Here is a 23,840-nt window from a genome sequence, read left to right on the forward strand (position 1 = left end):
ACGTCCCAGCGGCGTGAGTGACATCTTCCAACGGAAAACCGCCAAGCGGCCCGCAGGGCCCGGAAGGGCCGCTGAGCAGCGAAGAAGACGGCGCACATCCTCAACGGCCGGGTACGGGAAGGAAGAGGCGGACGTCGCCGGTCGGGGCACTAGATTCCTGCCATGCACACCGTCGCCGTACTCGCGCTGGACCAGGTGATCCCCTTCGACCTGTCCACCCCCATCGAGGTCTTCACCCGCACCCTGCTGCCCGACGGTCGCCCCGGCTATCAGGTCCGGGTGTGCGCCGGGGAGCCGGAGGTCGGAGCGGGGGCCTTCACCTTGCGTGCCCCCTGGCGACTGGACGGGCTGGAGGACGCGGACACGATCATCGTGCCCGGCATCGCCGATCCCTCGGCGCCCCTGCCCCACGATGTCCGCGACGCACTGCGCACGGCGGCCGGCAACGGCACCCGTATCGCCTCCATCTGCTCGGGCACCTTCCCCCTGGCCGCCACCGGTCTGCTGGACGGTCTGCGGGTCACCACCCACTGGTTGGCCGCCGGTCTGCTGGCCGCCGCCTATCCGGCACTCGAGGTGGACCCGGAGGTCCTGTACGTCGACAACGGGCAGTTCCTCACCTCGGCCGGTGCCGCGGCAGGACTGGACCTCTGCCTGCACATGATCCGCCGCGACTACGGCTCGGCCGTCGCCGCCGATGCCGCCCGGCTGTCCGTCATGCCCCTGGAACGCGAAGGCGGCCAGGCCCAGTTCATCATCCAGGACCACCCTGTCACCCCCCAGGGCTCGGCACTGGAACCCCTGCTCGTCTGGCTGCAGGCCAACCTCTCCCGCACCCTCACCCTCGACGAGATCGCCGCACAGGCCGGGACGAGCAAACGCACCCTGATCCGCCGCTTCCGCGAACAGACCGGCACGCCTCCCATCCAGTGGCTCCACCGGGCGCGCATCCGCCGTGCCCAGCACCTGCTGGAGACCACACGTCACTCCGTCGAACGGATCGGCGCCGACGTCGGCTTCGGCTCACCCACCGCCTTCCGGGACCGCTTCAAACGCACCACCGGCGTCAGCCCCCACACCTACCGCCGCACCTTCAGCTGACGCCGCGCACGGCAGCCCCGCCGCCGGCACCCCGCAGACCCGGGCCGTCCTGAGAGCCGGTCTCGAACCTGTCCCGGCCCCCCCACGGTGCCTGCCGCGGCACTAGGATCAGGCCCATGCCCCTGACCGCGAACGACGTGGCCCGGTTCGAGGCTTCCAGGCCCCGCCTGGAAGCCATCGCCTACCGCCTCCTCGGCTCCTCGAGCGAGGCCGAGGACGCCGCGCAGGAGACCTTTCTGCGCTGGCAGGCCGCCGACGTCGACCGCATCGAGGTCCCCGAGGCCTGGCTGACGAAGGTCCTCACCAATCTCTGCCTCAACCAGCTCTCCTCGGCCCGAGCGCGACGCGAGACCTATGTGGGCCAGTGGCTCCCCGAGCCGCTGTTCGACGGCGACCCCATGCTCGGCCCGGCCGACACCGCGGAGCAGCGCGAATCGGTCTCGTACGCGGTCCTCACCCTCATGGAGCGCCTCACTCCCAACGAGCGTGCGGTGTATGTGCTGCGGGAGGCCTTCGGTCATCCGTACCGAGAGATCGCCGAGATCCTCGACATCAGCGAGGCCGCCGGCCAGCAGATCTTCCACCGCGCCAAGAAGCACCTCGCGGACGGCCGGGTCCGCACCGAGGTCGACCGGGCCGCCGCCCGGCGGATCGCCGAGGAGTTCCTCGAGGCCGCCGCCAGTGGCCGGACCGAGCCGCTGGTGCGGCTGCTCACCCAGGACGTGACCTCCATCGGCGACGGCGGCGGGAAGGTCCCGGCCCGGGCCAAGGTGTTCGAGGGCGCCCTGGCGGTCGCGAAGTTCATGCGGGGCCTGTTCAAACCCGGCAAGGCCAAGCGTGCCCTGGTGGGCGGATCGCCCGGGATCCACGTCATGACGGTCAACGGGGACGCCGCCCTGGTGGCCGTCGTCGAGGGCCGGGTCGTCGGCATCACCTGCCTGGAGGTCACCGCCGAGGGCATCGCCGTGTTCCGTCACCAGGTCAACCCCGACAAGCTCCGACGCGCGACCGAGCGGTGGGCGGCCACCGCTCACGGGGAACCGCTGCTCCACGCCTTCTGACCCGATGTGAGGTGCTTCACACCGCGCTGCTGTCAGGAAACCGCGGGCCGCCCGGTTCAAGTGGCGAACCCGCGCGAGACAGGAGCAGCAGCATGAAGCACCGCATCATCGTCCTCGGAGCCGGATACACCGGGGCCATCACCGCCGGGCGCCTGGCCGGGCGGCTGCGCCGTGAGGACGTCGCCATCACCCTCGTCAACGCCGAACCCGATTTCGTCGAGCGGGTCCGGATGCACCAGCTGGCGGTCGGCCAGAATCTCGAACTCCGGCCCTTCAGCGCGATGTTCGCCGGCACCGGTGTCGAACTGAAGCTGGCGAAGGTCACCGGCGTCGACACCGACCGCAAGACCGTCGCCGTCCTCGACACCAACGGCACCAACGGCACCGAGGAACTGGCCTACGACACCCTGGTGTACGCCCTGGGCAGCGGCTGGAACAGCCAGGGCGTCCCCGGCACCGCCGAACACGCCCATGAGATCGCCGGCCGCCCCGGAGCGCTCCGGCTGCGCGAGCGCCTGGCCGGCCTGGACGGCGGACAGCCCGTGGTGGTCGTCGGCGGCGGCCTCACCGGTCTGGAGACCGCCACCGAGATCGCCGAGGCCCGACCGGACCTCGACGTCGCCCTCGTCGCCCGCGGCGGCTTCGGCGACTGGCTCTCGCCCCGAGGCCGCCGGCATCTGCGGAAGGTCTTCGACGGGCTAGGCATCACCGTGCACCAGCACTCCGTCGTCACCGCCGTCGAGGCCGACCACATCGCCACCGCCGACGGCACGGTCGTCCCGGCCGCGGTCACCGTGTGGACCACCGGCTTCCAGGTCCACCCGATCGCGAAGGCCACCACCCTGGAGGTCACCGGCACCGGCCAGATCGTGGTCGACGCCACCATGCGCTCGCTCTCACACCCGGACGTCTACGTCATCGGCGACGCCGCCCTGGTGCGGGGCCCCGGAGACAAGCCGCTGCGGATGTCGTGCGCCTCGGGCATCCCCACCGCGTGGCAGGCCGCCGATTCCATCGTGGCCCGCCTGACCGGCGGGAAGCTCCCGAACGTGCCGCTGCGCTACTTCAACCAGTGCATCTCGCTGGGCCGCAGGGAAGGCCTGATCCAGTACGTCACCGCCGACGACCGCGCGGTCGGTGCCGCCCTGACCGGACGGCTCGCCGCCGTCTACAAGGAGCTGATCTGCAAGGGCGCCGCCTGGGGAGTCGCCCACCCCATGCTGGGGATGCCGGCCCGTCGACGCCGCGTCGTCCGGGAACGCGCCCGGGTGAGCGCGACCGTCTAGAGCGCCGGGCCCCATGTCACTGCTTCGCAGCGAGCAACTTCCGGGCCAGGGAACGGAGTTCTTCGTCCTGATGGCCTGGCCCGGAGAAGGGCGAGTCCACGAGCAGGCGGAGCGGGGAGAAGGAGAAGGCGCGCAGGGTGGGGCGAAGCTCCTCCGGGACCTGGCCGGTGGCGGCGAGGGCCTCGAGGGCACGCAGGCCGACCGGGGTGGGGCCGACCAGCTCGACAAGGACGGGGACGGCGCGGTCCGGGGAGCCGGTGACCCAGTGGTGGGCCTCGGCCGCCGCCATCCGGCTCCACTCGTGACGGGCCTCCAGCAGCGGCTCGAAGAGCGGCAGCAGTGGAGCCGCGGCGGTGCCCAGCGGCTTCAGGCCGCTCAGGTACCCGTGGGTCTGCCCCCGGGCCGAGAGCAGCCGCTCGAAGGTGCGCAGCGCCGCACCGGCATCACCGGTCAGCCGGTAGTGGGCCACGGCCGCCGCGGCACTCAGCGAGTCGTCGCTGCTCCGGGCGGCGCTGTGCAGCAGTTCGGTCGTCTCCGGCGTCGGTGTGCCGCTCAGCCCGAGCAGGCGGGCGGCGACGACGGCCGCACGGCCGGTCCTGAGGCAGTCGACCAGTTCGGGCTGGGCCCGGCGGGCGTCGGCACCGAACCGTTCCAGCGCCTGGACGAGGGCGATCCCGGTGTTCCCGGTGGCGCCCGCCGCCAGTTCACGGCGGATCACCGGTATCAGCCGGCCGGCCGCCTCGGGGAAGTGCCGCGCCGCCGCTTCGAGCAGCCGTGCGTCGGGGCGGCGCAGCACCAGCTCCAGGGCGCGGGGGTCGCGGGAGGTCACCAGGGCGAGGAGCGCCGGCTCGGCGGTCTTCTCGTCGCCGGTTGCGTACCGGTGCAGCGCGTCCCGGAGGCCGGCGCCCGGCTCGGGCACGTGTTCGAGCCAGTGGCCGACGGCACGGAGGCGGGCGGCGAGGGTGCGGTCGTCCTTCTGATGGGGCAGTGCGGACAGCAGCAGATCCAGGACCTCGGGCTCCCGGTCGCGCCAGGTCTCGGCGATCTCTTCGGCCAGCCAGGAACCGCGCGAGCCGAGGTCTCCGGCCGCGATCCAGCGGGCGGCCACGGCGAGGCCGGCGTCCGGATCCCGAGTGAGCAGGCGGGTGAGCTGCTCTTCCTGGGTGGTGGCGCCCGACCACGGGTAGCCGTCGTCCCCAGGGTCGGGTTCGGCACCGTCCTCGGCGATGACCTCCACCAGCTCAGCCGGGTAGGGAAGCCCGGACCGCTCGGCGACGAGCAGGGCCCCGGCCAGTCTGACCTCGGGCAGCGGGCTGTCGAGTGCCGCCGTCTCCCGGCCGAACCGGTCGAGCACGACCACGGAGTCCGCCCGCACCGCCGGGACGGGATCGGTGACGTACAGCCTGTCGAGCTGCGCCACGACCGAGGACCGCAGCTCGGCCGGGAGTTGCTCGGCCACGGCCGCGACCACCCGGAGTGCCGCCCGGCGCACCCCCCGTTCGGTGTCGCCGAGGCAGGGCAGCAGCTCCGGGAGCACCCGGCAGAGCTCGGCACAGATCGCGGCGACCGGACTGCCGGGCCAGTGGGGCGAGTCGACGTCGTCCGGGTCGTGGTCGGCAAGGGTGGCGAGCAGCATCAGCAGCGCCTCGCGCTTGCCCGGGGCGTGCCGGACTGCGTGCGCGAGGAAGGGGACGGCGGGTGCCGAAGCCCGGTAGACCGTGCCCTGGTGATGGATGTTGCCGAACAGCTCGTAGATCGCCTCGTCGGCCGTCGCCTCGTCGTCCTCGTAGAGCGCCCTGATCAGCTCCGGTACGTCCTCGGCCGGGCCGTAGGCATGGGTCAGGGCATGCCACGGGACGTGGTCCAGCTCGGCCGGAGATTTCATGGTCCGCCTTCCTCGACTGATCAAGTGGGCCGACCGTATGGGGCACCACTGACAACGCGGCTGCGAGAGGGCGTTCCCGGAGTCGAGACCAAACGGCCCCCCGGGCGAGCGGCGGCTCGCCCGGGGGGCCGTTTCGGGATGAAGTCGAGGGCGAGGAGAGCGACGGAACTAATCTCAGAATGGTGATCTGTAGAAGGAAGCCCCGTTCATGGCCTCGCCACGGCCAACGGTAGCAGTCAGTCCGGGATCAGGTCGCGCAGATTTTCAGGGGTGAGGACGCGGGACTCCGGATGCAGGCCGTCGGGGCGTTCCAGGCCGATGAAGGTCACGGGCTCCTCCGGCACCGTCGTGCCGTCCCACAGCGTCGGGCCGGTGGCGCCGTCGGCCATCATCTCGGTGAGATGGCGCACCGTGAGCTGCTCGCGTTCGACGACGCCGCGCACCAGTCGCGCCACCGACACCTGGTTCTCCTCGACGCGGTTGGCCGTCGGAGTGCCCCTGAGGTACAGATGCAGCCACTTGGCCTGCCACCGGCCGTCGCTCCCGCGCAGGAACACCAGGGGCAGCGCGACCCTGCCCGGACCGCGCAGCTCCGACTTCATGCGCACGGTGTGGGGTTCGAACGGCCGGCCCCGCTGCTCGGCGTCGCGCAGCATGAACCCGAAGAACGACTCCGCGACGTCCTCGAAACCCTCCCCGGCATAGATGTTGACCATCGGCACGACGAACGTCCCGCGCACGGCGCCCAGGCGCAGATTGATGAACTCCGAGGCACCCTCGGGCGCGTCCGTGATGTCACCGGAGTGCTCGCCCTCGACCTCGGCGAGCGATGTGTACGACAACCAGGAGACGGTCCGGTAGTCGGCGTCCAGCACCAGGGCCGACAGATCGTAGTCGGTGCGGTGGCGGGTCTGCTTCCAGTACACGAAGAAGCGCAGCAGGTCGCCCTCGACCGGGGACACCGAACCACGCGGCAGCACACCGAGGCCCGACGCGGTCGCCTTGCCGCTGAGCGGGAGCGCGACATCGAGGACGTCCGGATCGATCAACAACCGGTCCACGGCCGGGAGTCGGCGGCGTATCTCGCCGTCGAGCGCGGCGACGAGCCGCTTGCGCTCGGCGGACGGAACGGGCGGACGGTCGTCGGAGCCGATCCACGCACGGCCGAGACGGTTGACAAAGACCCGTCGCTCACCCGGGTCCTCACCCCGGTTGTGGAAGTGTTCGCGGACCGACAGCAGGACCCGCCCGGAGACCTCGGTGACGGCCTCCTCGACCGCGACGACGACCGCCTCCCGCTCGCCGTCGGTGGACGCCGTGCGCAGCAGATGGTCCAGGGAGCGCAACAGCTTGCCGGGAGCGGTCCTCAGCAACTGTGTCGCGCCGAAGACGTCGTCGGCGCCGAGCAGTGCCTCGACCCGGCTGTCGAAGGACCGAGCCCGCTTCTCGCCCCGTGCGACCGCGAACACCTCGGCGGCGTGGGGCCATTGCGGATATTCATGCGGATGGAGGCGTTCGCCGAGGCGCTTCCACACCTCGCGGTACGGAGGGACATCGGCCAGCTTGGCCGGGGCCGCGGCCACGACGGCGTCGAGACCCCCGAGCAGTACGCGGCGGACCCGGCGGGACATCGCCCGGAACCGCGTCGGCGCCCTGAGCGACACATCTCCGCCCGACAGCGCACAGGCCAGACGCAGTACATCGGTGACGGTGTCCAGCAGCGGTGGCACATCGGCCTTCACCCGGGCCTCGTTGACGATCGCCCGGTTCTCCCGGACGGTGATCGCCTCCGGCTGAGGATCGTGCACACAGATCCTGGCGAGAACCCTGAGGTCGCCGAGGCCGTCCTCGCCCAGCGGCGTGCTGCTGCCGGCCAGGGCGCGATACAGGGCCGACAGTTCGGACATCAGGCCCTCGCCCAGGTGCAGCACCGTCATGCGGTCGCCCGCCGCGGCGATCAGTCCGTCGTGGTGGGCGAGCATCTCGGCGTAGGTGTGCCGGTAGTTGCCGTACGACGGCAGCGTCAGCAGGTCCACCACACCGGTACGGAGCTGGTCGAGGGTACCGGCGCGGGACGCGTCGTCGTCGAGGGCGCCGGCGATGCACGACATCCAGAAGTCGAAGGTCTTGGGCACGTTCGACGGGAAGTCGATGAAGTAGACGTTGTGCCGGACATGGTCGCCGACCATCTCACGGACCGTGGCCAAGGTGCGCACGGCGATGTCGACGACCGCGCCCTCGCACAGCCCCGACAGACGCTCCAACAGATCCGCCGAGAGCTTGAAGCCCACGGACATCAGCGCGGCGTCGAACTGCCGCGCCGCGACATCGCCCTCCCCGGCGGGTCCCGTCGGGGAAGGCAGCCGGCGGGTGTGCCGGATGACCAGCGATTCCAGACTCTGAAGCATGCCTGGATGGTCCCAGAGACGCGCGCACCGGTGCATGCGAGTTTCGCCCGAAGACGCCGCGCCTTCCGACCGCGGAGCGCACAGCGTGCAGGACCCCGCCGCCACTCCGAAATCGCTTGCGCACTCCATGAGTCGGCAAGATCCTCGGACTTCGGCCGCACGAGCGGTCGGCCCGCTGAACCGGAAGGCAACTCGTGCCCCGCGACCTCGGCCGGAAGCTGCTGCGACGACTCGGTGTCCGAGCCGACGTTCTCGGCGTCCCGGCGCATCTGCCCGACGACCATCTGCCCCCTCGACCGACCACGCAGCAACTCCGCGACGCGATGACCGCGGCCGAGACCGGACACGGCGGTGACGTCGATGGACTCGCCGGTCTGCTCCTCGCCGTCGACCGGGACGGCGACCCCCAGCTGATCGCTGGAACCGGACAGCTTCTGCTGCAGGCAAGCCCCCGTGTGTGGCTCAGACTCGACGAGGCGACCCGCCGTTACTGGTGGGGGGCGCCGCGCTGGTCGGAGGCCGCGGTGCAGCGACTGTCGAGAGGCGAGAGCTCTCCTCTGGGGCTCACCGTCGCCGCCTTCCACCCCAACGGCCGGGTACGGGAGGCCGCCGTCGCGCAGCTGGCCGAAGTCCACGACACGCTGGCCGTGTCTGCCTTGACGCTGCGCGCCTCGGACTGGGTGCCGCGGATCCGTGACCGCGCCCGCGCGGCGCTCGAGCCCCGCCTCACCGAGCCCCCCGGTGTGCCGGTCGCGGCGGCGGCGATCGCCCTGGCCCTGAGGGAACGGCGTCAGGGCCGCTGGCTGGCCGACCGCGTCGAAACAGCCTTCAGTGAAGGCCCGGTCGAGTTGCTGACCGCTGCCCTCGCCGCCTCGGACCGGCGCACCCGTCGCGCCGCACACCTGACCGCGCTCGCCGCAGGACGGCTCGACCTGACGCAGATGCTCCACGCCGCCGAACACGACAGTGACCTGCTCATCCGGATCCGATGCGCCGAAGCCGCGGTGAGGACCGCGACCGTGGCCGGGACCGTCGACCTCGTCCGTCCCCTGCTGTCCAGCGGCACCGCGATGGTCCGCGCCGAGGCCGTACACGTACTGGCCCGAGAGGGCGACGTCACCCCCGCCGTCTCCGCGCTCACCGACCGCAACCCGACCGTGCGGGAGGTCGCTCAGGCCGTGCTGCGCCGCGCCGGGGCCGACCCGCTGGAGCACTACCGGCGCCTTGTCATGACGTCCCGCCCCCGGCCAGGAGCCATCGCCGGCCTCGGTGAGACCGGGACCGCCGAGGACGCCGGCCTCATCGCCCCTTGGCTCGATCACCCGCAGATCCGTGGACGAGCGGAGGCGGTGCGCGCACTGCACCGCCTGGGCGCAGCCGACCCGGACGCCCTCTTCCCCATGCTCACCGACCCGTCCGGCGCGGTCACCCGGCAGATCACCAGGGCGCTGCGCCCTTGGGCGTCCCGCCTCGACCTGCCACGCCTCCGGGAACTCCTCACCGTGGGCAACCCTCAGCACATCCGCACGGCCGCCTATCGGTTGCTGCACCAACGGGACACCTGGACCCGACTGCTCATCGATCTCGAACTCGTCGCCGACCCGTCGCCCCCGATGCGTAACCGCGCCCTCAGCGACATCAAGAGCTGGCTCACACATGAAGCCGCCACCGCCTACTCGATGCCGCAGGACCGTACCGCCGACGCGCTCGCCCAGCACCTGTGCGAGGCCGAGGACGCCCTCGGCCCGGACCTGGTCCGCCGGCTGCGCTTCCACCTCGGACTCACACGCCGGTCAGGCGCTTGAGTCCGGACCGGTGACGAGCAGCGCTTCAGGCGACTGTGCCGCCGAGGACCCGTGGGGGCCGCCGTGTTCGTCGTCGCACGGGCGCTTCGGCGGCCGGACGGCCGGGTCAGGCGTCGTGCTGGGCCGGTGATGTCCCGGTTCGGAGGGCCGGGTCCTTGCGCAGTCGTACGAAGGTCACCAGCAGGGTCACCGCCTGCAACAGGGCGCAGATCCGGATGACATCGGCCAGCAAGGGCACGGGGGTGAGGGCGAGGATCACGCCCGCGACGGGAAAGGGCAGCAGCAGAAGCAGGATGGTCAGGGACAGGGTCGTACCGAAGGCCGCAGGCGGGATCAGCTGGGAGCGCAAGGTGCGCAGGACGACGGTGAGCCCTCCGTCGGCGGCCATGAACAGGGCCACGAGGGCCACGTACCCCGCATAGGAGGGAGCCTCGGGCACGGCGAGGCAGGCAGCTGACGCGATGGTCGCGCTGATGACACCCACCCCCCACAGACCGATCCGGTTGAGGGCGAACCGGCAGCAGGCGACGGCGATGAGCGTGGCCGCAGCGGTGATGGACCACAGGGCACCGACGGCGACCGGGGAGTAGCCGAAGTGTTCCTCGATGAAGATGGGGCTGGCCGATTGCAGCAGGCCGAGCGCGAGGTTGGAACAGGCCAGTCCGGTCACGAGCCGGCGGAGCGACGGCAGGGAGCGCAGGGTCTGCCATCCCTGCCGCATGCCACCGCCCGACGGTGTTCCGTCACGGGGTGCGGCGCGCAGGGGAGTGGGCGGGGTCTGCAGGGCGAGTGCGGCGGACAGGAAGGACAGCACGCTCAGGAGGGCGAGCATGCGCGTCGGGCCGGTGAGCAGCAGGACACCGCCCAGCGCGGGGCCTATGAGGGTGGCCGTCTGATCGATGCCGATCAGCACCGACTGCACCTTGTGGGACTGCCCTTGGCTCTGGCGGCTGGCGATGGCGCCCACCGCCTCGTTGGCGATGAAGCTGAACTGGGTCAGGGCCCCGGTCACGGCCGCCAGTGCCATGACGATGACGGTCTCGGTCGTGCCCGGCGGCACCATGACGAGCGCCACACCGGCGCCCGCCACCAGCAGGGCCCGGGCCAGTGAGGCGAGGAAGCACACGATCGCTGCCCCGCTGCGGTCCACCAGGGCGCCCGCGAAGCTGAACGCGGCCACCCGCGGCATCCATTCCAGGGCGAAGGCCAGGCCCGTCAGGGACGCGGACCCGGTGGTGGCCAGCACGACGAGCGGCATGGCATAGGTCGACATGGAGTAGGCGAGCGCGTCGCAGGCGCGTGGTGCGTAGACGCGCCGGAGCAGGCTGCCCGGAGGTGGGGCCGCATGCCTGCCGGCTGGCTGGGCCTCAGGTAAAGAGACGGTCACGACGTGGGGGGCCTTTCACTGGGCGGGTCACGGATGGAAGGCAAAAGCGTTGCCCGCCCTCACGCGGAGGAGAACGCTGCAGGTGCCCAGGCAATGGGCGCGACATGACGCTGCACGTGAACTCCGTTCGAAACACTGCGAGATGAACCGGGGCGGGCTCGCCGTGTGGGGGTGAGCAAGCTTGCCTCTGCCTTGGTGCCGCCCGCACACCTCCCCGGACCGCGGACGGCGTGACCCACCGAGGGGGGCACTGTGATCAGCGCGTTCCAGGCCCGGATGGCGGCTCATCCTACAAGATCATTAAGCGCGACTTGTATGCAAGCTGGAGGCTCGGTGTGCCGGGCTGACCCCACCGTAACCTCCCGCTCCGGGCCGCTGACCTGCGGCCCTCATGTCACCGTGGGCGGGCCTGTGTTGGCGGTGCGGTGGAGGGCGGGAATGTGTGAAGGCTGTGCGGGGGGTGTGCGGAACCGGCACCTGGGGCTGGTGTGTCCGGGCCCGGATGTGAAGGGCGAGACCCTTCTCGGAGACGAGTGGCGCGACGCGCCTCGGGTGCCGTCGGAGAGCGAACACGCGACGGCCGGACACTGGACATGGGCCGCACTTGGCGACCGTCGGCCGCATCGCGAGAGACGCGGCTGGCGTCGTCCGTCGGGCCGTCCCCCCAACTACCGCCGAGAGGTGTGGTCATGGGCCGCCTCACCCGGCGGTCCGGACGGTGAACGGGGCTCGGCGGAGGGATCGGTGTCCTCTCCCTGCATTGGGTTCGGGAGTCGGCGGAGCCGGAGTGTGGCGGCCAGGGCCGTGCCGGCGCCGGCCAGGGCCAGCACCAGTAGGAGAAGCCGGTCGGACACGGCGTCACCGAGCCGTGCGGCGGCGCCCTCCCAGGCGGCCTCGGTGTCGATGTCCAGGAAGGAGGGCAACGCCGAGGTGCCGTCGAAGAGCAGGAACACGACCCCCAGCAGGATGAAGAGGCTTCCTCCGGCGAATGAGGTGCTGTGCACGGTCAGCGGCCCCAGACCCAGGGCGCGTCCCCTCAGCCAGCGCCGACGGCCGAGGTCGTAACGGTCCCACAGCAGCGCCAGGACGAACATCGGCACGGCCATACCGAGCGCGTAGACGGCCAGCAGGAGACCGCCGTGCACCGGGCTGCCGTCGAGCGCCGCCACGGTGAGGATGCCGCCGAGCACGGGACCCGCGCAGAAGCCCGCCAACCCGTATACGGCGCCCAGGGCGAACACGGACACCGCGGACCCGGTCCTGCGCTTGCCGGCCGCCTGCTGCAGGAGACGGGAGCCGAAGCCGAGGCCGAGGATCTGCACCAGTCCCAGCCCGATCATCGTCCAGCCGCCGAGCGTGACGAGCAGATCGCGGTGCCCGTAGAAGAGGCGGCTGGCGAAGGAGCCGGCCACGCCGAGCGGGACCAGTGTGGTGCACAGCCCCGCGTAGAAGACGGCGGTACTGAGCGACAGCCGGGTGCGGCTGGTGAAGGAGTAGGCGAAGAACGCCGGCAGCAGCAGCGCACTACAGGGACTGAACAGCGCCAGCAGCCCGCCGAGAAAGGCGGTCGCGACCGTGATACCGCTCATCGCCGGGCCTCCGCGGCGGCCTTGTCGACGGCGGCGCTGAACGTGCTCAGCGGCTGGGCACCGAGGACGGGCGTGGCGTTGACGAGAAAGGCGGGCGTGCTGGACACCCCCAGCGCGTACCCCTCCTCCTGGTCCTTGCCCAGCGCGGCGTCGGCGGCCCCGGACTTCATGTCGGTCTCGAACCGGTCGAGATCGGCGACTCCCGCCTTGCGGGCCATCTCTCGAAGCCGGGCGGAGGAGAAGCTGCCCTGGTTGCGCGGGCGTTCCTCGGCGTATGCCACATCGTGGAACTGCCAGAAGCGTCCCTGCTGTCCGGCGGCCCAGGCGGCGCGGGCGGCCTGCTCCGATTCGGCGCCGAACACGGGGAAGTTACGCCACTCGATGCGCAGCACTCCCTTGTCCACATAGGTGCGGACGAGTTCCGGCTCGGTCTCCCGCGCGAACTTGCCGCAGAAGGCGCACTGGAAGTCCTCGTAGGCGATGAGTACGACCGGCGCGTCGGCACGGCCCAGAGCCAACGGGTCCTTGACCTTCCTGCGGGCCAGAGCGAGCAGCGACTTCTCCTGCGCGTCCGGGGTGGCTTCGCTGACGGGCGGCGGTGCGGTGGCCGTCGGCCGCTCCCGGGAGACGGAGTCCCGGGAACCGGAACCGGCGCCGAGGGCGGCCACCGCGGCGAGGACGGCCACCGCACCGCCGCCCATGGCGATCCAGAGCAGGCGGCGGCGGTGGGCACGAAGGGAGGAAGGCATGGCACCTCCGAGGTGAAGTGGGCGAACGAGGGTGGGGAGAACGACAGTGATCGGACGACGGGCCACAGGCGGCAGGCCGCCTCGGCGGACGGGCGCCGCGGCACAGCCTCGGCCGGCGGCGGTACCGGGGCGAGCATCACGGCCCTCGGCGCGGCGGCGCGGGTCGGCATCGGGCCAGCCGCACCGCACGGGCGGCACCGGGTGGGAGAGGACAGAAGACGATCGGGGGCCCCGGCGCAGGGCGGCTCACGTCATATGCCGGACGCGGGAGGCGGACACCAACGGCTCTCCGGTGGTACAGGGCGACAGGAACGCGCGGACACGGCGCGCCGGTCTACACCCGTCGTACGGAGAGTTCGGTCAGGTCCGGAGGAGACGGTTCCGGCCCATGGCGCCGGGCATCCCGGTACGCGGATCCCCGCGCCGATGCCTGGTCAGCGGCCTCCGCGGGCGCCGCAGGGGCGGGCAGCGCACCGAACCGCGGGTGCTGTCGCTCGGGCTGCACCTTCTTCAGACAGGGCGCCTTCGCCGCACCGACCGGCTCGCCGTGACCGGAGCCGTCCAGCGTGGTGTGACACGGTGCCAGGCGCGGCTCGGACGCCGTCGGAGAGTGCGTCGCCTCGAACAGGGGCGGAGCGGAAGACCTGGTACAGAACAGCGCGGACAGCAGGACCAGCAGCGCGAGGGCGGCGCCCATGGCACCGTGCCGCTTGCATGGCATCGCCGTCCCTCCGTTCCCTCGGTCCCGACCACCGTAGACCAGGTGTTCCCGGGCGCATCGAAGCCCGGGCCGGGCGCGTTGAAGCCCACCCGACGGAAGCATGCCGGCCGGATGCCCCGCATGCGATCACGAACGTGGTCACCGCTGACGGCGCGTCGGGCGAGGGAGTCCCGCCCGACGCGCCGGCCGTACCGGTGAGCAGTCGGTCAGCAGCCGATGGGCGAGGAGCCGACGGCCACGTCGTCGAACCAGAGGGTGTCGTCGCCCGTCCCGTAGCTCTCCCAGCCCAGGCGCAGGGCGGTGGGCCGGGGCGGGGTGGTGCGGGCAAGCCACTGCTGGTCGATGTCCTGGGTGGGGACACCGTCCGCGTGCAGGCCCGGGATCTGTGTGTCACCGAGCCAGGTGTCGAGCTTGGGCGCCGTGGTGTCGATCGCGAAGCGCAGGCACTGCCAGCTTCCGGTCGGCAGCGGCCTGCTCTGCGCCACTCCCGCGGGGCTCTGCGCGGGCAGGGTGGCGTCGTCGGTCTCCCGGTTCCACTGCAGGGCGCCGTTCTGGCCGCCCACGCGCAGCGCCCGGCCGCTCTGGGAACTGTCGGGCATGGAGACGAAGGCGACATGGGCCGCGGGGAGTGCCGTGGTGTGCCGCACCCACAGGCGCACATACATCACCGGTCCGACCGACGACAGATTCGCCGTGGAGGCGACGAAGGCGTGGTTGCAGTAACCGGCCTTGCCGTCGATCCGCAGCGACTTGCCGCCGCTGTGTGCGACCGAGGTGTCGACGGTGGCGGTTCCGGTGCCCTGGCAGTCGGGCGCGGTGAACTGCCAGGCGCCGGACGGTGTGGTGCCGGTCTGGTCCTCGAAGCCCGAACAGACCACGGCGCTGCCGCAGTCGGCGGAGGGCGGTGTCGTGGGAGGCGGGTCGGTGGGCGTGGGGGGATCCGTCGGCGGGGTGGTGCCGGTTCCGCCACAGGTCACACCGTTGAGAGCGAAGTCGGCCGGGGTCGGGTCGGTCGAGCTCCAGGTGCCCTGGACGCCGAACTCGGCGGAAGTATTGGTGGCCAGCGAGCCGTTCCAGTCCGTGTTGACGGCGACGACGGAGGCGCCGGTCTGGGTGACGCTGGCGTTCCATGCCGATGTCACTCGCTGGCCGTCGGCGTGGGTCCAGGTCAGACGCCAGCCGTTGAGCGCCGGGCCGAGGTTGGTGACCTTGATCTGGGCGGTGTAGCCGCCGGTCCACTCGTTCACGGTGTAGTCGACCCGGCAGCCGGTCGCCGCGGCGCTGCTGGGTGCCGCGGCGAACCCGGACACCAACAGGGCGACAGCCCCGGCAGCCGCGAGAGCCGCCGTCCAGGACCGGCGCAGTAATCGCATGTGGGGGATGCGCACGTATGCCTCCGAGGGAGAGGTGCGGAAGAGTGATGGGGCGGTGGAAGTGTGGTGGGAGCGCTCCCATTTATGACAGCGACTCGGGCCGCACGCTGTCAATGCCTGGGAAGGTCAAGGCGCCCTGGCTCGGCGCATGCACCCGACCCACGGCAACAGGGCCTCCTGGACGGCTCGTTGGCGTAGACACGCGGTGAGTCACCAAGAGGCTCTGCTCTCGTGCGTGGCAGCTGCCGCAGTGACCCGATCGAGACTCCTGCCCGACCGGCAACCCTCAAGATCGGAACGACAGCGAATCGGGCGACATCAGGTCGATGTGATGGGATCCCGCTCGAACGCCCCGGCATGGTCCGCGACCCACCGGGGGAATGATCTCGGTGGTACTCCGAGGATGTCGGACACCGCCGAGGTGATGAATGCGGGCCTTCCCATCGTTGCGCCCCATGCGGTGAGCAGCATGTCGACGGCCGGGCGCGGTGCCTTTCCCTCCGTCTCGCTGCGGAACTCGTCCGGCGACAGTTCCTTGAACCTGATCGGGCGTCCCAGGACGTTCCCGATGATGTCCACCTGCGCCGCCTGCCTCAGTGACTCGGGGCCGGTGAGGACGTAGTCACGGCCGGCATGCCCGTCCTGGTACAGGGTCCGTGCCGCGACGGCTGCGATGTCACGGTCGTCGACGGGGGCGGTCTCGGCGGCGCCGTAGGGCCACCGGACGACATCGCCGGCGCGGATGGCAGGGGCCCACCAGACCGACGCGTTCGATGCGAACATTCCCGGCCGGACGATCGTCGACTCGAGTCCCGTGGCTGCGATGAGTCGCTCGATCTCGGCGTGGAGCACCGCCATGGGATTCGGCTGCTGGAAGAAGGGGTGCGGAGTCCGGTGCGGTGACGAGAGGAAGACGACGCGCCGAGTATGGGCCGCCAGACGGTCGACGACCGCGGCGGCGGTCGCCGGCGGCACGGTCCAGAGGAGGAAGACGGCGCTGGTGCCTCGCAATGCCTCGTCGAGAGATGCGGGCACGGTGAGGTCACCGGTGACGACTTCGACGCCGGCCGGCAGTGTCGCCGCCGCTTCGGCGCGGCGCGTGAGGGCGCGGACCGGTACGCCCGCGCCGACGAGTTGGTCGATGACTCCGCGCCCGATCCGGCCGGTGGCGCCGGTGACGAGCACCGGCGGCATATGGGTTCGTGTCATGAGTACCTCCACGGTGTCCGGTCCGTCCGATTGGCCTCCGCATCAAATCGTTACTCGGTTAAAAAAGCAACCTGGTTAATAATGTTATGCTGTTCAGGTGATCGAGCCGACGGGGCTGCGTGCCCGCAAGAAGGCGCGGACCCATGACGCCATCGCCGACGCGGCGATCTCACTGTTTCTGGCGCATGGGTTCGACCAGGTCTCGGTCAGCGACATCGCTGCGGCGGCCGAGGTCTCCAAACCGACCCTCTTTCGGTACTTCCCCACCAAAGAGGACCTGGTGCTGCACCGATTCGCAGACCATCACGGTGAGGCCGCGCGCGTCGTGTGTGACCGCGGGCCCGGCGTCTCGCCCGTGGCGGCACTGCACCGGCACTTTCGGGCCGGCCTCGATCGGTACGAGCCCGTCACCGGCCTCTGCGACCATCCCGCAGTGGTGGAGTTCCACCGCCTGGTGTTCACCACGCCCAGCCTGACGGGACGGCTCACGCAGTACATGCTCGAGGACGAGCGGGCGCTGGCAGAAGCCCTCGACCCGGGCCCGGACATTCGGGCACGGCTGAAAGCGGCCCAGGTGCTCGCGGTCCAGCGGGTGCTCGCCCGCACCAACTGGCAGAAGATCGCCGACGGGCGGACCGCCCACGATGTGCACCCCGAGGCTGTCACCGACGCCGACCATGCCTTCGCCCAACTGCGATAACGGACCGCCTCGCGCAGTCACCGGACCGGGTCGTCGACATGCCCTCCCTGGAGGAACTGGACCTGCGCTGGAACGCCGCTCACTTCCCGAGCCGCTTCGCCGCCGAGGCCCGCCGGGCGAACACCTTGTCCTGGGAATTCCGCATCTCCCGGAGAGCGGCCTTCCGTTCCTTATGGGCGAGCCGGTCCAGATACAGATGGCCGTGCAGGTGATCGGTTTCGTGCTGCAGGCACCGGGCGAAGTACCCCCTGCCCTCGATCACCAGAGGCTCGCCGTCCTTGTCGCGGCCCCGGACGACGGCACGGTCGAGGCGGGGCACCGCGCGGTAGGGGCCGGGAACGGACAGGCACCCTTCGGGCTCCTCCACCAAGCGGCGGTCGTCGGCGGGTACTTCCTCGAGAACCGGGTTGGCGATATGTCCGACATGACGCACACCCCACTCGTCCGTGATGTCCCACACGAACAACTGCAGATCCACATTCACCTGGTTGGCGGCGAGCCCGGCACCCTCCGCCACCTGGTTGGTCGCGAACATGTCGTCGATCAGCTTTGCCAACTCCACTGTGCCGAACGCAGTTACCTCCTGGCAGCGACGGCGCAGGATCTCCTCCCCGACCACGGTGATCCTGCGGACCGCGCCGCGTTCCACCTCTGGCGCGAGCCGTGGATAGGACTCGACGGGCTTGCCCTGCACGCGCACCCGGCGATCCCGCACCGTGTCACCGAACCCGACAGTCATGATCCGTCAACCCCTTCTCTACGGCGCCTCGGCCACCGAATCCGGGTGGCAAAGGGCTTGTTGGTTTGCCAAGGGCTTTGCAAAGTAGCAAACTTTGCAAAATGAGTGATGGAAGCCATCGAGCCGAAGCCGCGGAGGCTCTGCAGGACCGGGCCCGCCGACTCCTGCCCGAACACCCGGTGCGTGTTGCCCTGCTCGACCTGCTGGCCGAAGTCGGCACCCTCACCTCCACCGAGGCCGCCGCCCGCCTCGGACACAGTTCCGGCCTGTGTTCGTTCCATCTGCGCCAACTCGCGCGGTACGGCCTCATCGAAGAAGTACCTCACCAAAGCGGCCGGGCCCGACCGTGGCGGCTGCGATGGGATACCCCCCAGCACGTCGAGGCAGAGGAGCCGGAAGGATTCACCGTCCTCACCCGCGGGCTGGAGAACGAGAGCTACCAGCACTGGCTGACTCACCGGGACCAGGCTCCGCCGGAGTGGCAACAGGACGAGTCCTTCAGCACCGTGCTCCACCTCACCCCGTCCGAGGCGGCCGAACTCGCCACCTCCGTCCGTCGCCTGTTCGCCGGCTACCGCAGCCGGGAGGACCACCCCGCCGTACGCCCACCGAACACCGTGGCCGTAGCCGCAGTCACCCGGCTGTTCCCGCTCCTCGCCGAACAAGGGATGCCATCGCGGCCCACGTCAGGCGGTGTTGAGGAATCGGCCGATTCGTGAACAGGATCAGGAACCGACCGTCCTCGTGTCCGGCCTGCGCAAGCGCGGCGTCGGTGTCATGTCGACCGCCTCTGCACAAGGAGTCTCGTGCCAGATGTGTCCGTTCGCCTTGCAGGTGTCGCCGACCGTCCCGTGGTGGAGTGCCTATGGCTGATGTTCCGCCATGACATGTCGGAGTTCCAGGGGCTGCTGCCCGATGCTGACGGGACCTTCCGCAGCGACCGGCTCCATATGGCCTTCTCCGAGCCCGACTGGGCGCCGTACCTGCTCATCAGTGGTGACAGCCCTGCCGGGTTCGCGTTCGTCCGCAGTTTGACCGCGCCGGCCCGTGTGCTGAACAGCTTTTTCGTGGTGCGCGGTGCGCGGCGGGCAGGGATCGGGCTGGGCGCCGTACAGGAGATCGTGGCCAGGCACCCGGGCTCATGGGAAGTCGCGTTTCAGGATGCCGACATCGCCGCGGTGCGCTTCTGGCGTCGTGTCGCCACGGAGATCGCCCGCGACGCATGGACAGAGGAACGCAGACCGGTGCCAGGTCGGCCCGACGAGCCGCCTGATGTCTGGATCTCGTTCGATGCGCCTGCGGTGACTCACGGTTGAGCGTCACGGCTGGGAAACCGTCGAGGTGCGCCTGTGCAGGCTGTCGTGGTGTGCGCGGTTCGCGGCCATCAGTGCGTCCAGTGCGTCCCTGGTGCGGACGAGTTCGGTGATGTGCTCGGAGAGCCGGTCCCGCTCCTGCGCCATCCGCTTCAGCGCGGCGTCGGAATTCTCCTCGCTGGGACTGTCGACGCAGGGCAGGAGCTCAGTGATGGTGCGGCTGGACAGGCCCGCCGCGTACAGCTGCTGGATGAACGCGACCCGTTCCACCTCCGCCTCGGTGTAGTGCCGCTGCCCGCTGGCGCTGCGCCTGCTGGTGAGCAGCCCCTGCTCCTCGTAGTAGCGCAGGGACCTGACGCTGACGCCGGTCCGTGACGCGAGCTCCCCGATACGCACATCGCCTCCTGCCTGTGACCTGCACCACAGACCTTGCCCCTGACATCCATGTGAGGTTCTAGCGTAACCGCGGGGCCCGAGATCCGGGCACCGCGAAGTGCGATGAGGTGCTGATGTGACGTCACTTTTCGACAACTACCGGCTCGGGGAACTGACGGTGCCCAACCGGGTGGTGATGGCCCCGATGACGCGGGTCAGGGCCGCTGCCGGCGGCCTGGCGACACCGTCCATGGCGACGTACTACGCCCAACGGGCGACGGCCGGGCTGATCGTGACCGAGGGGGTGCAGCCGAGCCTGGTCGGGCAGTCCAACCCGGGCACCCCGGGACTGCACACCGATGAGCAGGTCACCGCGTGGCGCCCGGTGACCGATGCCGTGCACACCAACGGCGGCCGGATCTTCGCGCAGCTCATGCACGGCGGAAGGGTGTCGCACCCCGACACCACCGGGATGCGGCCGGTCGGACCCTCGGCCGTCCCCGCGGTCGGTGAAGTGTTCACCCCGACCGGCCCCCGGCCCGCACCGACCCCGCGCGCCCTGGACACCGCCGAAGCGGCCGAGCACGCCCTGTCCTACGCCCGGGCCGCCCGCCGCGCCGTCGACGCCGGCTTCGACGGGGTCGAACTGCACGGCGCCAACGGCTACCTGATCTCACAGTTCCTCTCGTCGAACGCCAACCTTCGCACGGACCGCTACGGAGGCTCGCTGACCGGTCGGATCCGGTTCGCGGTCGAGGCGGTGTCCGCGACCGTCGAGGCCGTCGGCGCGGCCAGGACCGGTATCCGGCTCTCCCCGGGAGGGACGTTCTGGGGAGTGGAGGAGCGCGACATCCCCGAGCTCTACACCGCGCTGCTGACCGAGCTGGCCCGCCTGGAGCCGGCCTATGTCCACCTCGAAGCCACCACCGACGAAGCGGCGCTGATCGGTCTGCGCCGGGTGTGGCCGGGCACCCTCATCATGAACCCGGTGTCCCCGATGGGCCCCAAGCAGACGGGTCGCACCGAGGCCGACCACTGGCTCGGGCTGGGGGCGGACCTCATCAGCTTCGGCCGCGCGTTCATCGCCAACCCGGACCTGGTCGAGCGACTGCGCACCGGGCTTCCGCTCGCCCCGGTCGACGAGGCCACCTACTACCAGGGCGGTGACGCCGGCTACCTGACCTACCCGGCCTATCAGTACACGGCCTGATCCCCACGGTCCGCTGCACCGTCCCTGTGGCACCGGGGGGCGGTCCGTTCGGTCAGGTCCGGATCCGCAGCACCTTCACCTGGTTCGCATCGAACTGTTCGAAGTGGAACTTCAGGCCGGCGAAGGGACTGCCGGGGAAATCCCCCGTGACCGTGCAGGTCACGACCACCCCTTCGCCGGCCGGTTCGATGCCGGTGATCGTGTATGCGACGAGCGGGACCGCGGTGCGCCAGGCTCGAATGGAGTCGATGCCCCGGTACTCCCTGCCTTCGTCCTCGACCAGGGCATCGGCCGCGAACAGGGCGAAGTACTCCTCGGTGTCCCGTGAGGGGGCGAGCGCGAAGTAGCGCCCGATGACCGGGGGAGCGGTCGCGATGGTTGTCATAGAGGGTTCTCCTGTGCGTGAGTGCGTGCGTATATGTATGTGTCGTGTCGGGAGTCAGACCGTGGGCTTGCTGCCGCCGTCGACGACATGCTCGGCGCCCACGATCGCCGAGGCACGGTCGGACACCAGGAAGACGACCAGCTCGGCGACCTCCTCCGGTCGGACCGGCCGGCCCAGCGGGATCCCGATGTCGGCCATCAGCTGTGTGCGTGCCTCGTCGTAGCCGGTGCCCGCACGGTCGGCGAGCGCCCGGACGAACGAGCGGCCCCAGGAGCTCTCCGTGAACCCGGGGGTGACGCTGTTGACCCGCACCCCCAAGGGCGCCACCTCGGCGGCCAGTCCTTTGCTGTAGTGGCTCAGCGCCGCCTTGGCGGCTCCGTAGGGCACCCGGTTCGGGTTCGGCATGGAGCGGGAGAGCGACGAGACATGGACGACGCTGCCGGTGCCGCGCTCGACCATGCCGGGAACCAGGGCCCGGTCGAGTCTGGCGGCGGCGAAGACGTTGACGTCCATCACCAACTGCCAGATGTCGTCGGTCTGATGGAGGAGCGGCACATGCTGATCGCCGTCCGCGCCCACGGTGTGGACGAGGATGTCGACGCCGCCGAGCCGGTCGTGGACATGTTGGCTGACCGTCTCGACGCCCGCTGTGGTGCCGATGTCGGCCTGGACGAACAGCTCGGTCGCGTGACCGGACTGCGGGGCGGTGCGGGCGCTGTAGGCCACCGTCGCGCCGGCGCGGGTGAGCCGGTCGACGATCGCCCTGCCGATTCCGCGGGTGCCTCCGGTGACCAGGGCACGCCGGCCGCTGAGTTCATCGGTGCCGTGTCGATCGGCGGTGTCGGCTGACATGGGTTTCCTCCGTGCTGGTCGGACCGGGTCTTGCCTCTCTGCAGCCTATGAAGATCGTGGTGGACGACCTATGACTGAGAGAGCCAGAAATTTGTCCGTCCGTCTTCACGAGGAAGAGACTCTGTACGATCGGATCGTGGATGTGGTCAGCGATGCGATCGCCGCCATCCGTACCGGGCGGCCGCATGCGGCGCGGACCCGACGGAAGGCGCCTTGGGGGCTGCGGTTCCCGGCCGCCCCCGGGACCGGCTTCCATGTCGTCCTGCAGGGGCGCTGCTGGCTGCTGTCCGAGGGCAGCGATCCGGTACCGCTGGGTGCGGGAGATGTCGTGCTGGTTCCGCACGGCCAGGAGATCGCTCTGGCCGACTCGACCGACAGCGAACTCGTCGATGTGGCACGGGAGATGGGCGACTCCTGGATGCCCTCGCCCGAACCCGCCGGTATCGCCGACGAGCTCACCGTGCTGATGTGCGGCTCGTACCAGCTGGACCGGGCCAGCGCCCACCCGTTGCTCGCCGAGCTCCCCGCCGTCATCCATCTTCCGCGGAAGGTGGGCCGGAGTGCCGCGCTCAACGCCGTCGTCGACCTGCTCGGGGACGAGCTCGATCAGCGCAGACCCGGCACCGACGCGGCGATTCCCGCGCTGCTGGACGCCATGCTGCTCTACATCCTGCGGACCTGGTACGAGAACCACGCCCCGCGCAGCTCCGGCGGCTGGGCCGCGGCGCTCGCCGACCCGGCCGTCGGTTCCGCGCTCCAGCACATGCACGCCGAGCCCGCGACGCCCTGGACCGTCGAGCGGCTGAGCCGGCGGGCCGGCCTGTCCCGGGCCGCGTTCTCCCGGCGCTTCACCGAACTCGTCGGGCGCCCACCGATGACGTATCTGACCTGGTGGCGGATGACCACGGCCGCACGGGTCCTCCGGGGCGGCGACGCGCCGCTCCACAGCGTGGCCGAACGAGTCGGATACCGCTCCGAGTTCGCCTTCAACCGTGCCTTCAAGCGCGAGTTCGGCGTCAGTCCCGGCGCCTACCGTCGGCGGAACGCCCGTCCGAGCGAAGGCCACAGCATGAGTGCCACCGGATCGGGGAGCGGTGTCGGAACCAGCGGTCCGGTGTGAGTCAGGAACGAGACGCTCTAGCCTGGCGGTGTGGAAGCAATCCTGGTCAGCGCGTGCCTGCGCGGGGTGCCGTGCCGGTTCGACGGGCGGCACAAGGCGTCGTCGGAGACCGAGCGGGAGGTGGCCGGCCGCGAGGTCGTCTCCTTCTGCCCGGAGGTTGCGGGCGGGCTCGTGACACCGCGGCGGCCCGCTGAGCTGGTGGGCGGCGACGGGCACGATGTGCTGGACGGCACGGCGCAGGTCGTCGATGACACCGGGTGCGATGTGACGGCGGAGTTCGTGGCGGGGGCACGACGCGCACTCGCGGCGGCACGGAACGGAGGCTGCACCGAGGCCCTGCTGATGCCGCGCAGTCCCTCCTGCGGACGCGGTGCGGTGTACGACGGGTCGTTCACCGGTGAGCTGGTGCCGGGAGACGGGGTGACGGCGGCACTGCTCGAGCGCAACGGGATCGCGGTGCGACCCGCACCCGGAGTGTGAAGCCGCTCCGCCCGGGCGCTCGAGCGTACGGCTTGTCAGGACCTAAGCCCGGTCCTACGCCTTCAGCCCGTTACGCGGCTGTGGCGGCTCGC

At 70.7% G+C, this 23,840-nt stretch carries 22 protein-coding genes; 10 read left to right on the forward strand and 12 right to left on the reverse strand.

Annotation, left to right across the window (positions count from 1 at the left end):
- Positions 1-162 precede the first annotated feature (162 nt).
- The 3 genes from CP978_RS33300 to CP978_RS33310 all read left to right on the forward strand — a co-directional run bounded on the left by CP978_RS33300 (position 163) and on the right by CP978_RS33310 (position 3,448).
- Positions 163-1,101, forward strand: coding sequence for a GlxA family transcriptional regulator (locus tag CP978_RS33300; protein ID WP_043447240.1), 939 nt, complete (start codon positions 163-165; stop codon positions 1,099-1,101).
- A 116-nt stretch (positions 1,102-1,217) separates the two neighbouring features.
- A complete protein-coding gene (sigJ, locus tag CP978_RS33305) occupies positions 1,218-2,162 on the forward strand; it encodes an RNA polymerase sigma factor SigJ (protein WP_043447242.1) in 945 nt (314 codons plus the stop codon).
- A 92-nt stretch (positions 2,163-2,254) separates the two neighbouring features.
- The gene (locus CP978_RS33310) at positions 2,255-3,448 is read left to right on the forward strand and encodes an NAD(P)/FAD-dependent oxidoreductase (protein ID WP_043447245.1); all 1,194 of its coding nucleotides are present in this window, start codon (positions 2,255-2,257) and stop codon (positions 3,446-3,448) included.
- A gap of 16 nt (positions 3,449-3,464) precedes the next feature.
- On the opposite strand, the gene CP978_RS33315 is transcribed toward CP978_RS33310, so the two are convergent.
- Both CP978_RS33315 and CP978_RS33320 read right to left on the reverse strand, forming a co-directional pair.
- Positions 3,465-5,333, reverse strand: coding sequence for a hypothetical protein (locus CP978_RS33315; protein WP_150478357.1), 1,869 nt, complete (start codon positions 5,331-5,333; stop codon positions 3,465-3,467).
- Between the two features lie 236 nt (positions 5,334-5,569).
- A complete protein-coding gene (locus CP978_RS33320) occupies positions 5,570-7,741 on the reverse strand; it encodes a TerD family protein (protein WP_150478358.1) in 2,172 nt (723 codons plus the stop codon).
- A 194-nt stretch (positions 7,742-7,935) separates the two neighbouring features.
- Here CP978_RS33320 and CP978_RS35330 point away from each other — a divergent pair, with 194 nt between their 5' ends.
- Complete coding sequence (locus CP978_RS35330; RefSeq protein ID WP_052454448.1) at positions 7,936-9,546, forward strand: hypothetical protein; 1,611 nt, start codon at positions 7,936-7,938, stop codon at positions 9,544-9,546.
- A gap of 106 nt (positions 9,547-9,652) precedes the next feature.
- Here CP978_RS35330 and CP978_RS33330 read toward each other — a convergent pair whose 3' ends face one another.
- From CP978_RS33330 to CP978_RS33355, 6 genes are all read right to left on the reverse strand, one after another.
- Positions 9,653-10,933, reverse strand: a complete 1,281-nt coding sequence (locus CP978_RS33330; protein ID WP_043447250.1) for an MFS transporter — start codon at positions 10,931-10,933, stop codon at positions 9,653-9,655.
- A 668-nt stretch (positions 10,934-11,601) separates the two neighbouring features.
- A complete protein-coding gene (locus tag CP978_RS33335; RefSeq protein WP_052454449.1) occupies positions 11,602-12,522 on the reverse strand; it encodes a cytochrome c biogenesis CcdA family protein in 921 nt (306 codons plus the stop codon).
- Positions 12,519-13,271, reverse strand: a complete 753-nt coding sequence (locus CP978_RS33340; protein WP_052454450.1) for a DsbA family protein — start codon at positions 13,269-13,271, stop codon at positions 12,519-12,521. Before CP978_RS33340 ends, CP978_RS33335 begins: the two co-directional genes overlap by 4 nt.
- 334 nt (positions 13,272-13,605) lie before the next feature.
- On the reverse strand, positions 13,606-13,992 hold the full coding sequence (locus CP978_RS33345; protein WP_144401527.1) for a hypothetical protein: 387 nt from the start codon (positions 13,990-13,992) through the stop codon (positions 13,606-13,608).
- Positions 13,993-14,198: 206 nt separating this feature from the next.
- A complete protein-coding gene (locus CP978_RS33350; RefSeq protein WP_043450204.1) occupies positions 14,199-15,365 on the reverse strand; it encodes a cellulose-binding domain-containing protein in 1,167 nt (388 codons plus the stop codon).
- Between the two features lie 318 nt (positions 15,366-15,683).
- Entirely contained in the window at positions 15,684-16,574 is an 891-nt protein-coding gene (locus tag CP978_RS33355) for an NAD(P)H-binding protein (protein ID WP_174498706.1), read from the reverse strand.
- Positions 16,575-16,671: 97 nt separating this feature from the next.
- Here CP978_RS33355 and CP978_RS33360 point away from each other — a divergent pair, with 97 nt between their 5' ends.
- The gene (locus tag CP978_RS33360) at positions 16,672-17,274 is read left to right on the forward strand and encodes a TetR/AcrR family transcriptional regulator (protein ID WP_043447261.1); all 603 of its coding nucleotides are present in this window, start codon (positions 16,672-16,674) and stop codon (positions 17,272-17,274) included.
- Between the two features lie 79 nt (positions 17,275-17,353).
- Here CP978_RS33360 and def read toward each other — a convergent pair whose 3' ends face one another.
- Positions 17,354-18,013, reverse strand: a complete 660-nt coding sequence (gene def, locus CP978_RS33365) for a peptide deformylase (protein ID WP_052454451.1) — start codon at positions 18,011-18,013, stop codon at positions 17,354-17,356.
- A gap of 101 nt (positions 18,014-18,114) precedes the next feature.
- Here def and CP978_RS33370 point away from each other — a divergent pair, with 101 nt between their 5' ends.
- A complete protein-coding gene (locus CP978_RS33370; protein WP_052454452.1) occupies positions 18,115-18,732 on the forward strand; it encodes an ArsR/SmtB family transcription factor in 618 nt (205 codons plus the stop codon).
- Between the two features lie 87 nt (positions 18,733-18,819).
- On the forward strand, positions 18,820-19,329 hold the full coding sequence (locus CP978_RS33375) for a GNAT family N-acetyltransferase (protein WP_043447262.1): 510 nt from the start codon (positions 18,820-18,822) through the stop codon (positions 19,327-19,329).
- 3 nt (positions 19,330-19,332) lie between these two features.
- Here CP978_RS33375 and CP978_RS33380 read toward each other — a convergent pair whose 3' ends face one another.
- On the reverse strand, positions 19,333-19,722 hold the full coding sequence (locus CP978_RS33380; protein WP_043447267.1) for a MerR family transcriptional regulator: 390 nt from the start codon (positions 19,720-19,722) through the stop codon (positions 19,333-19,335).
- Positions 19,723-19,837: 115 nt separating this feature from the next.
- Between CP978_RS33380 and CP978_RS33385 the strand changes: the two genes are divergently transcribed.
- Positions 19,838-20,911, forward strand: coding sequence for an alkene reductase (locus CP978_RS33385; protein ID WP_043447269.1), 1,074 nt, complete (start codon positions 19,838-19,840; stop codon positions 20,909-20,911).
- 52 nt (positions 20,912-20,963) lie between these two features.
- Here CP978_RS33385 and CP978_RS33390 read toward each other — a convergent pair whose 3' ends face one another.
- Together CP978_RS33390 and CP978_RS33395 are read right to left on the reverse strand one after the other, a co-directional pair.
- A complete protein-coding gene (locus CP978_RS33390; protein ID WP_043447272.1) occupies positions 20,964-21,296 on the reverse strand; it encodes a nuclear transport factor 2 family protein in 333 nt (110 codons plus the stop codon).
- A 54-nt stretch (positions 21,297-21,350) separates the two neighbouring features.
- Positions 21,351-22,148, reverse strand: coding sequence for an SDR family oxidoreductase (locus CP978_RS33395; RefSeq protein WP_043447274.1), 798 nt, complete (start codon positions 22,146-22,148; stop codon positions 21,351-21,353).
- Between the two features lie 136 nt (positions 22,149-22,284).
- Here CP978_RS33395 and CP978_RS33400 point away from each other — a divergent pair, with 136 nt between their 5' ends.
- Both CP978_RS33400 and CP978_RS33405 read left to right on the forward strand, forming a co-directional pair.
- Positions 22,285-23,268 (forward strand): AraC family transcriptional regulator, encoded by a 984-nt coding sequence (locus CP978_RS33400; RefSeq protein ID WP_043450213.1) that lies wholly within the window; start codon positions 22,285-22,287, stop codon positions 23,266-23,268.
- 30 nt (positions 23,269-23,298) lie between these two features.
- Positions 23,299-23,748 carry a 2-thiouracil desulfurase family protein gene (locus CP978_RS33405; protein WP_043447276.1) on the forward strand — a complete coding sequence of 150 codons (450 nt, stop codon included), beginning with the start codon at positions 23,299-23,301 and terminating at the stop codon, positions 23,746-23,748.
- Positions 23,749-23,840: the final 92 nt, after the last annotated feature.

It is taken from the genome of Streptomyces nodosus, from assembly GCF_008704995.1.
Classification (GTDB): domain Bacteria; phylum Actinomycetota; class Actinomycetes; order Streptomycetales; family Streptomycetaceae; genus Streptomyces; species Streptomyces nodosus.

Coding starts and splice junctions, on each gene's coding strand:
- CP978_RS33320 (WP_150478358.1), bottom strand. CDS start 7,741: ATGCTTCAGAGTCTGGAATCGCTGGTCATCCGGCACACCCGCCGGCTG.
- CP978_RS33315 (WP_150478357.1), bottom strand. CDS start 5,333: ATGAAATCTCCGGCCGAGCTGGACCACGTCCCGTGGCATGCCCTGACC.
- CP978_RS33345 (WP_144401527.1), bottom strand. CDS start 13,992: ATGCCATGCAAGCGGCACGGTGCCATGGGCGCCGCCCTCGCGCTGCTG.
- CP978_RS33300 (WP_043447240.1), top strand. CDS start 163: ATGCACACCGTCGCCGTACTCGCGCTGGACCAGGTGATCCCCTTCGAC.
- CP978_RS33310 (WP_043447245.1), top strand. CDS start 2,255: ATGAAGCACCGCATCATCGTCCTCGGAGCCGGATACACCGGGGCCATC.
- CP978_RS33355 (WP_174498706.1), bottom strand. CDS start 16,574: ATGACACGAACCCATATGCCGCCGGTGCTCGTCACCGGCGCCACCGGC.
- CP978_RS33395 (WP_043447274.1), bottom strand. CDS start 22,148: ATGTCAGCCGACACCGCCGATCGACACGGCACCGATGAACTCAGCGGC.
- def (WP_052454451.1), bottom strand. CDS start 18,013: ATGACTGTCGGGTTCGGTGACACGGTGCGGGATCGCCGGGTGCGCGTG.
- CP978_RS33340 (WP_052454450.1), bottom strand. CDS start 13,271: ATGCCTTCCTCCCTTCGTGCCCACCGCCGCCGCCTGCTCTGGATCGCC.
- CP978_RS33390 (WP_043447272.1), bottom strand. CDS start 21,296: ATGACAACCATCGCGACCGCTCCCCCGGTCATCGGGCGCTACTTCGCG.
- CP978_RS33350 (WP_043450204.1), bottom strand. CDS start 15,365: ATGCGATTACTGCGCCGGTCCTGGACGGCGGCTCTCGCGGCTGCCGGG.
- sigJ (WP_043447242.1), top strand. CDS start 1,218: ATGCCCCTGACCGCGAACGACGTGGCCCGGTTCGAGGCTTCCAGGCCC.
- CP978_RS33335 (WP_052454449.1), bottom strand. CDS start 12,522: ATGAGCGGTATCACGGTCGCGACCGCCTTTCTCGGCGGGCTGCTGGCG.
- CP978_RS33370 (WP_052454452.1), top strand. CDS start 18,115: ATGAGTGATGGAAGCCATCGAGCCGAAGCCGCGGAGGCTCTGCAGGAC.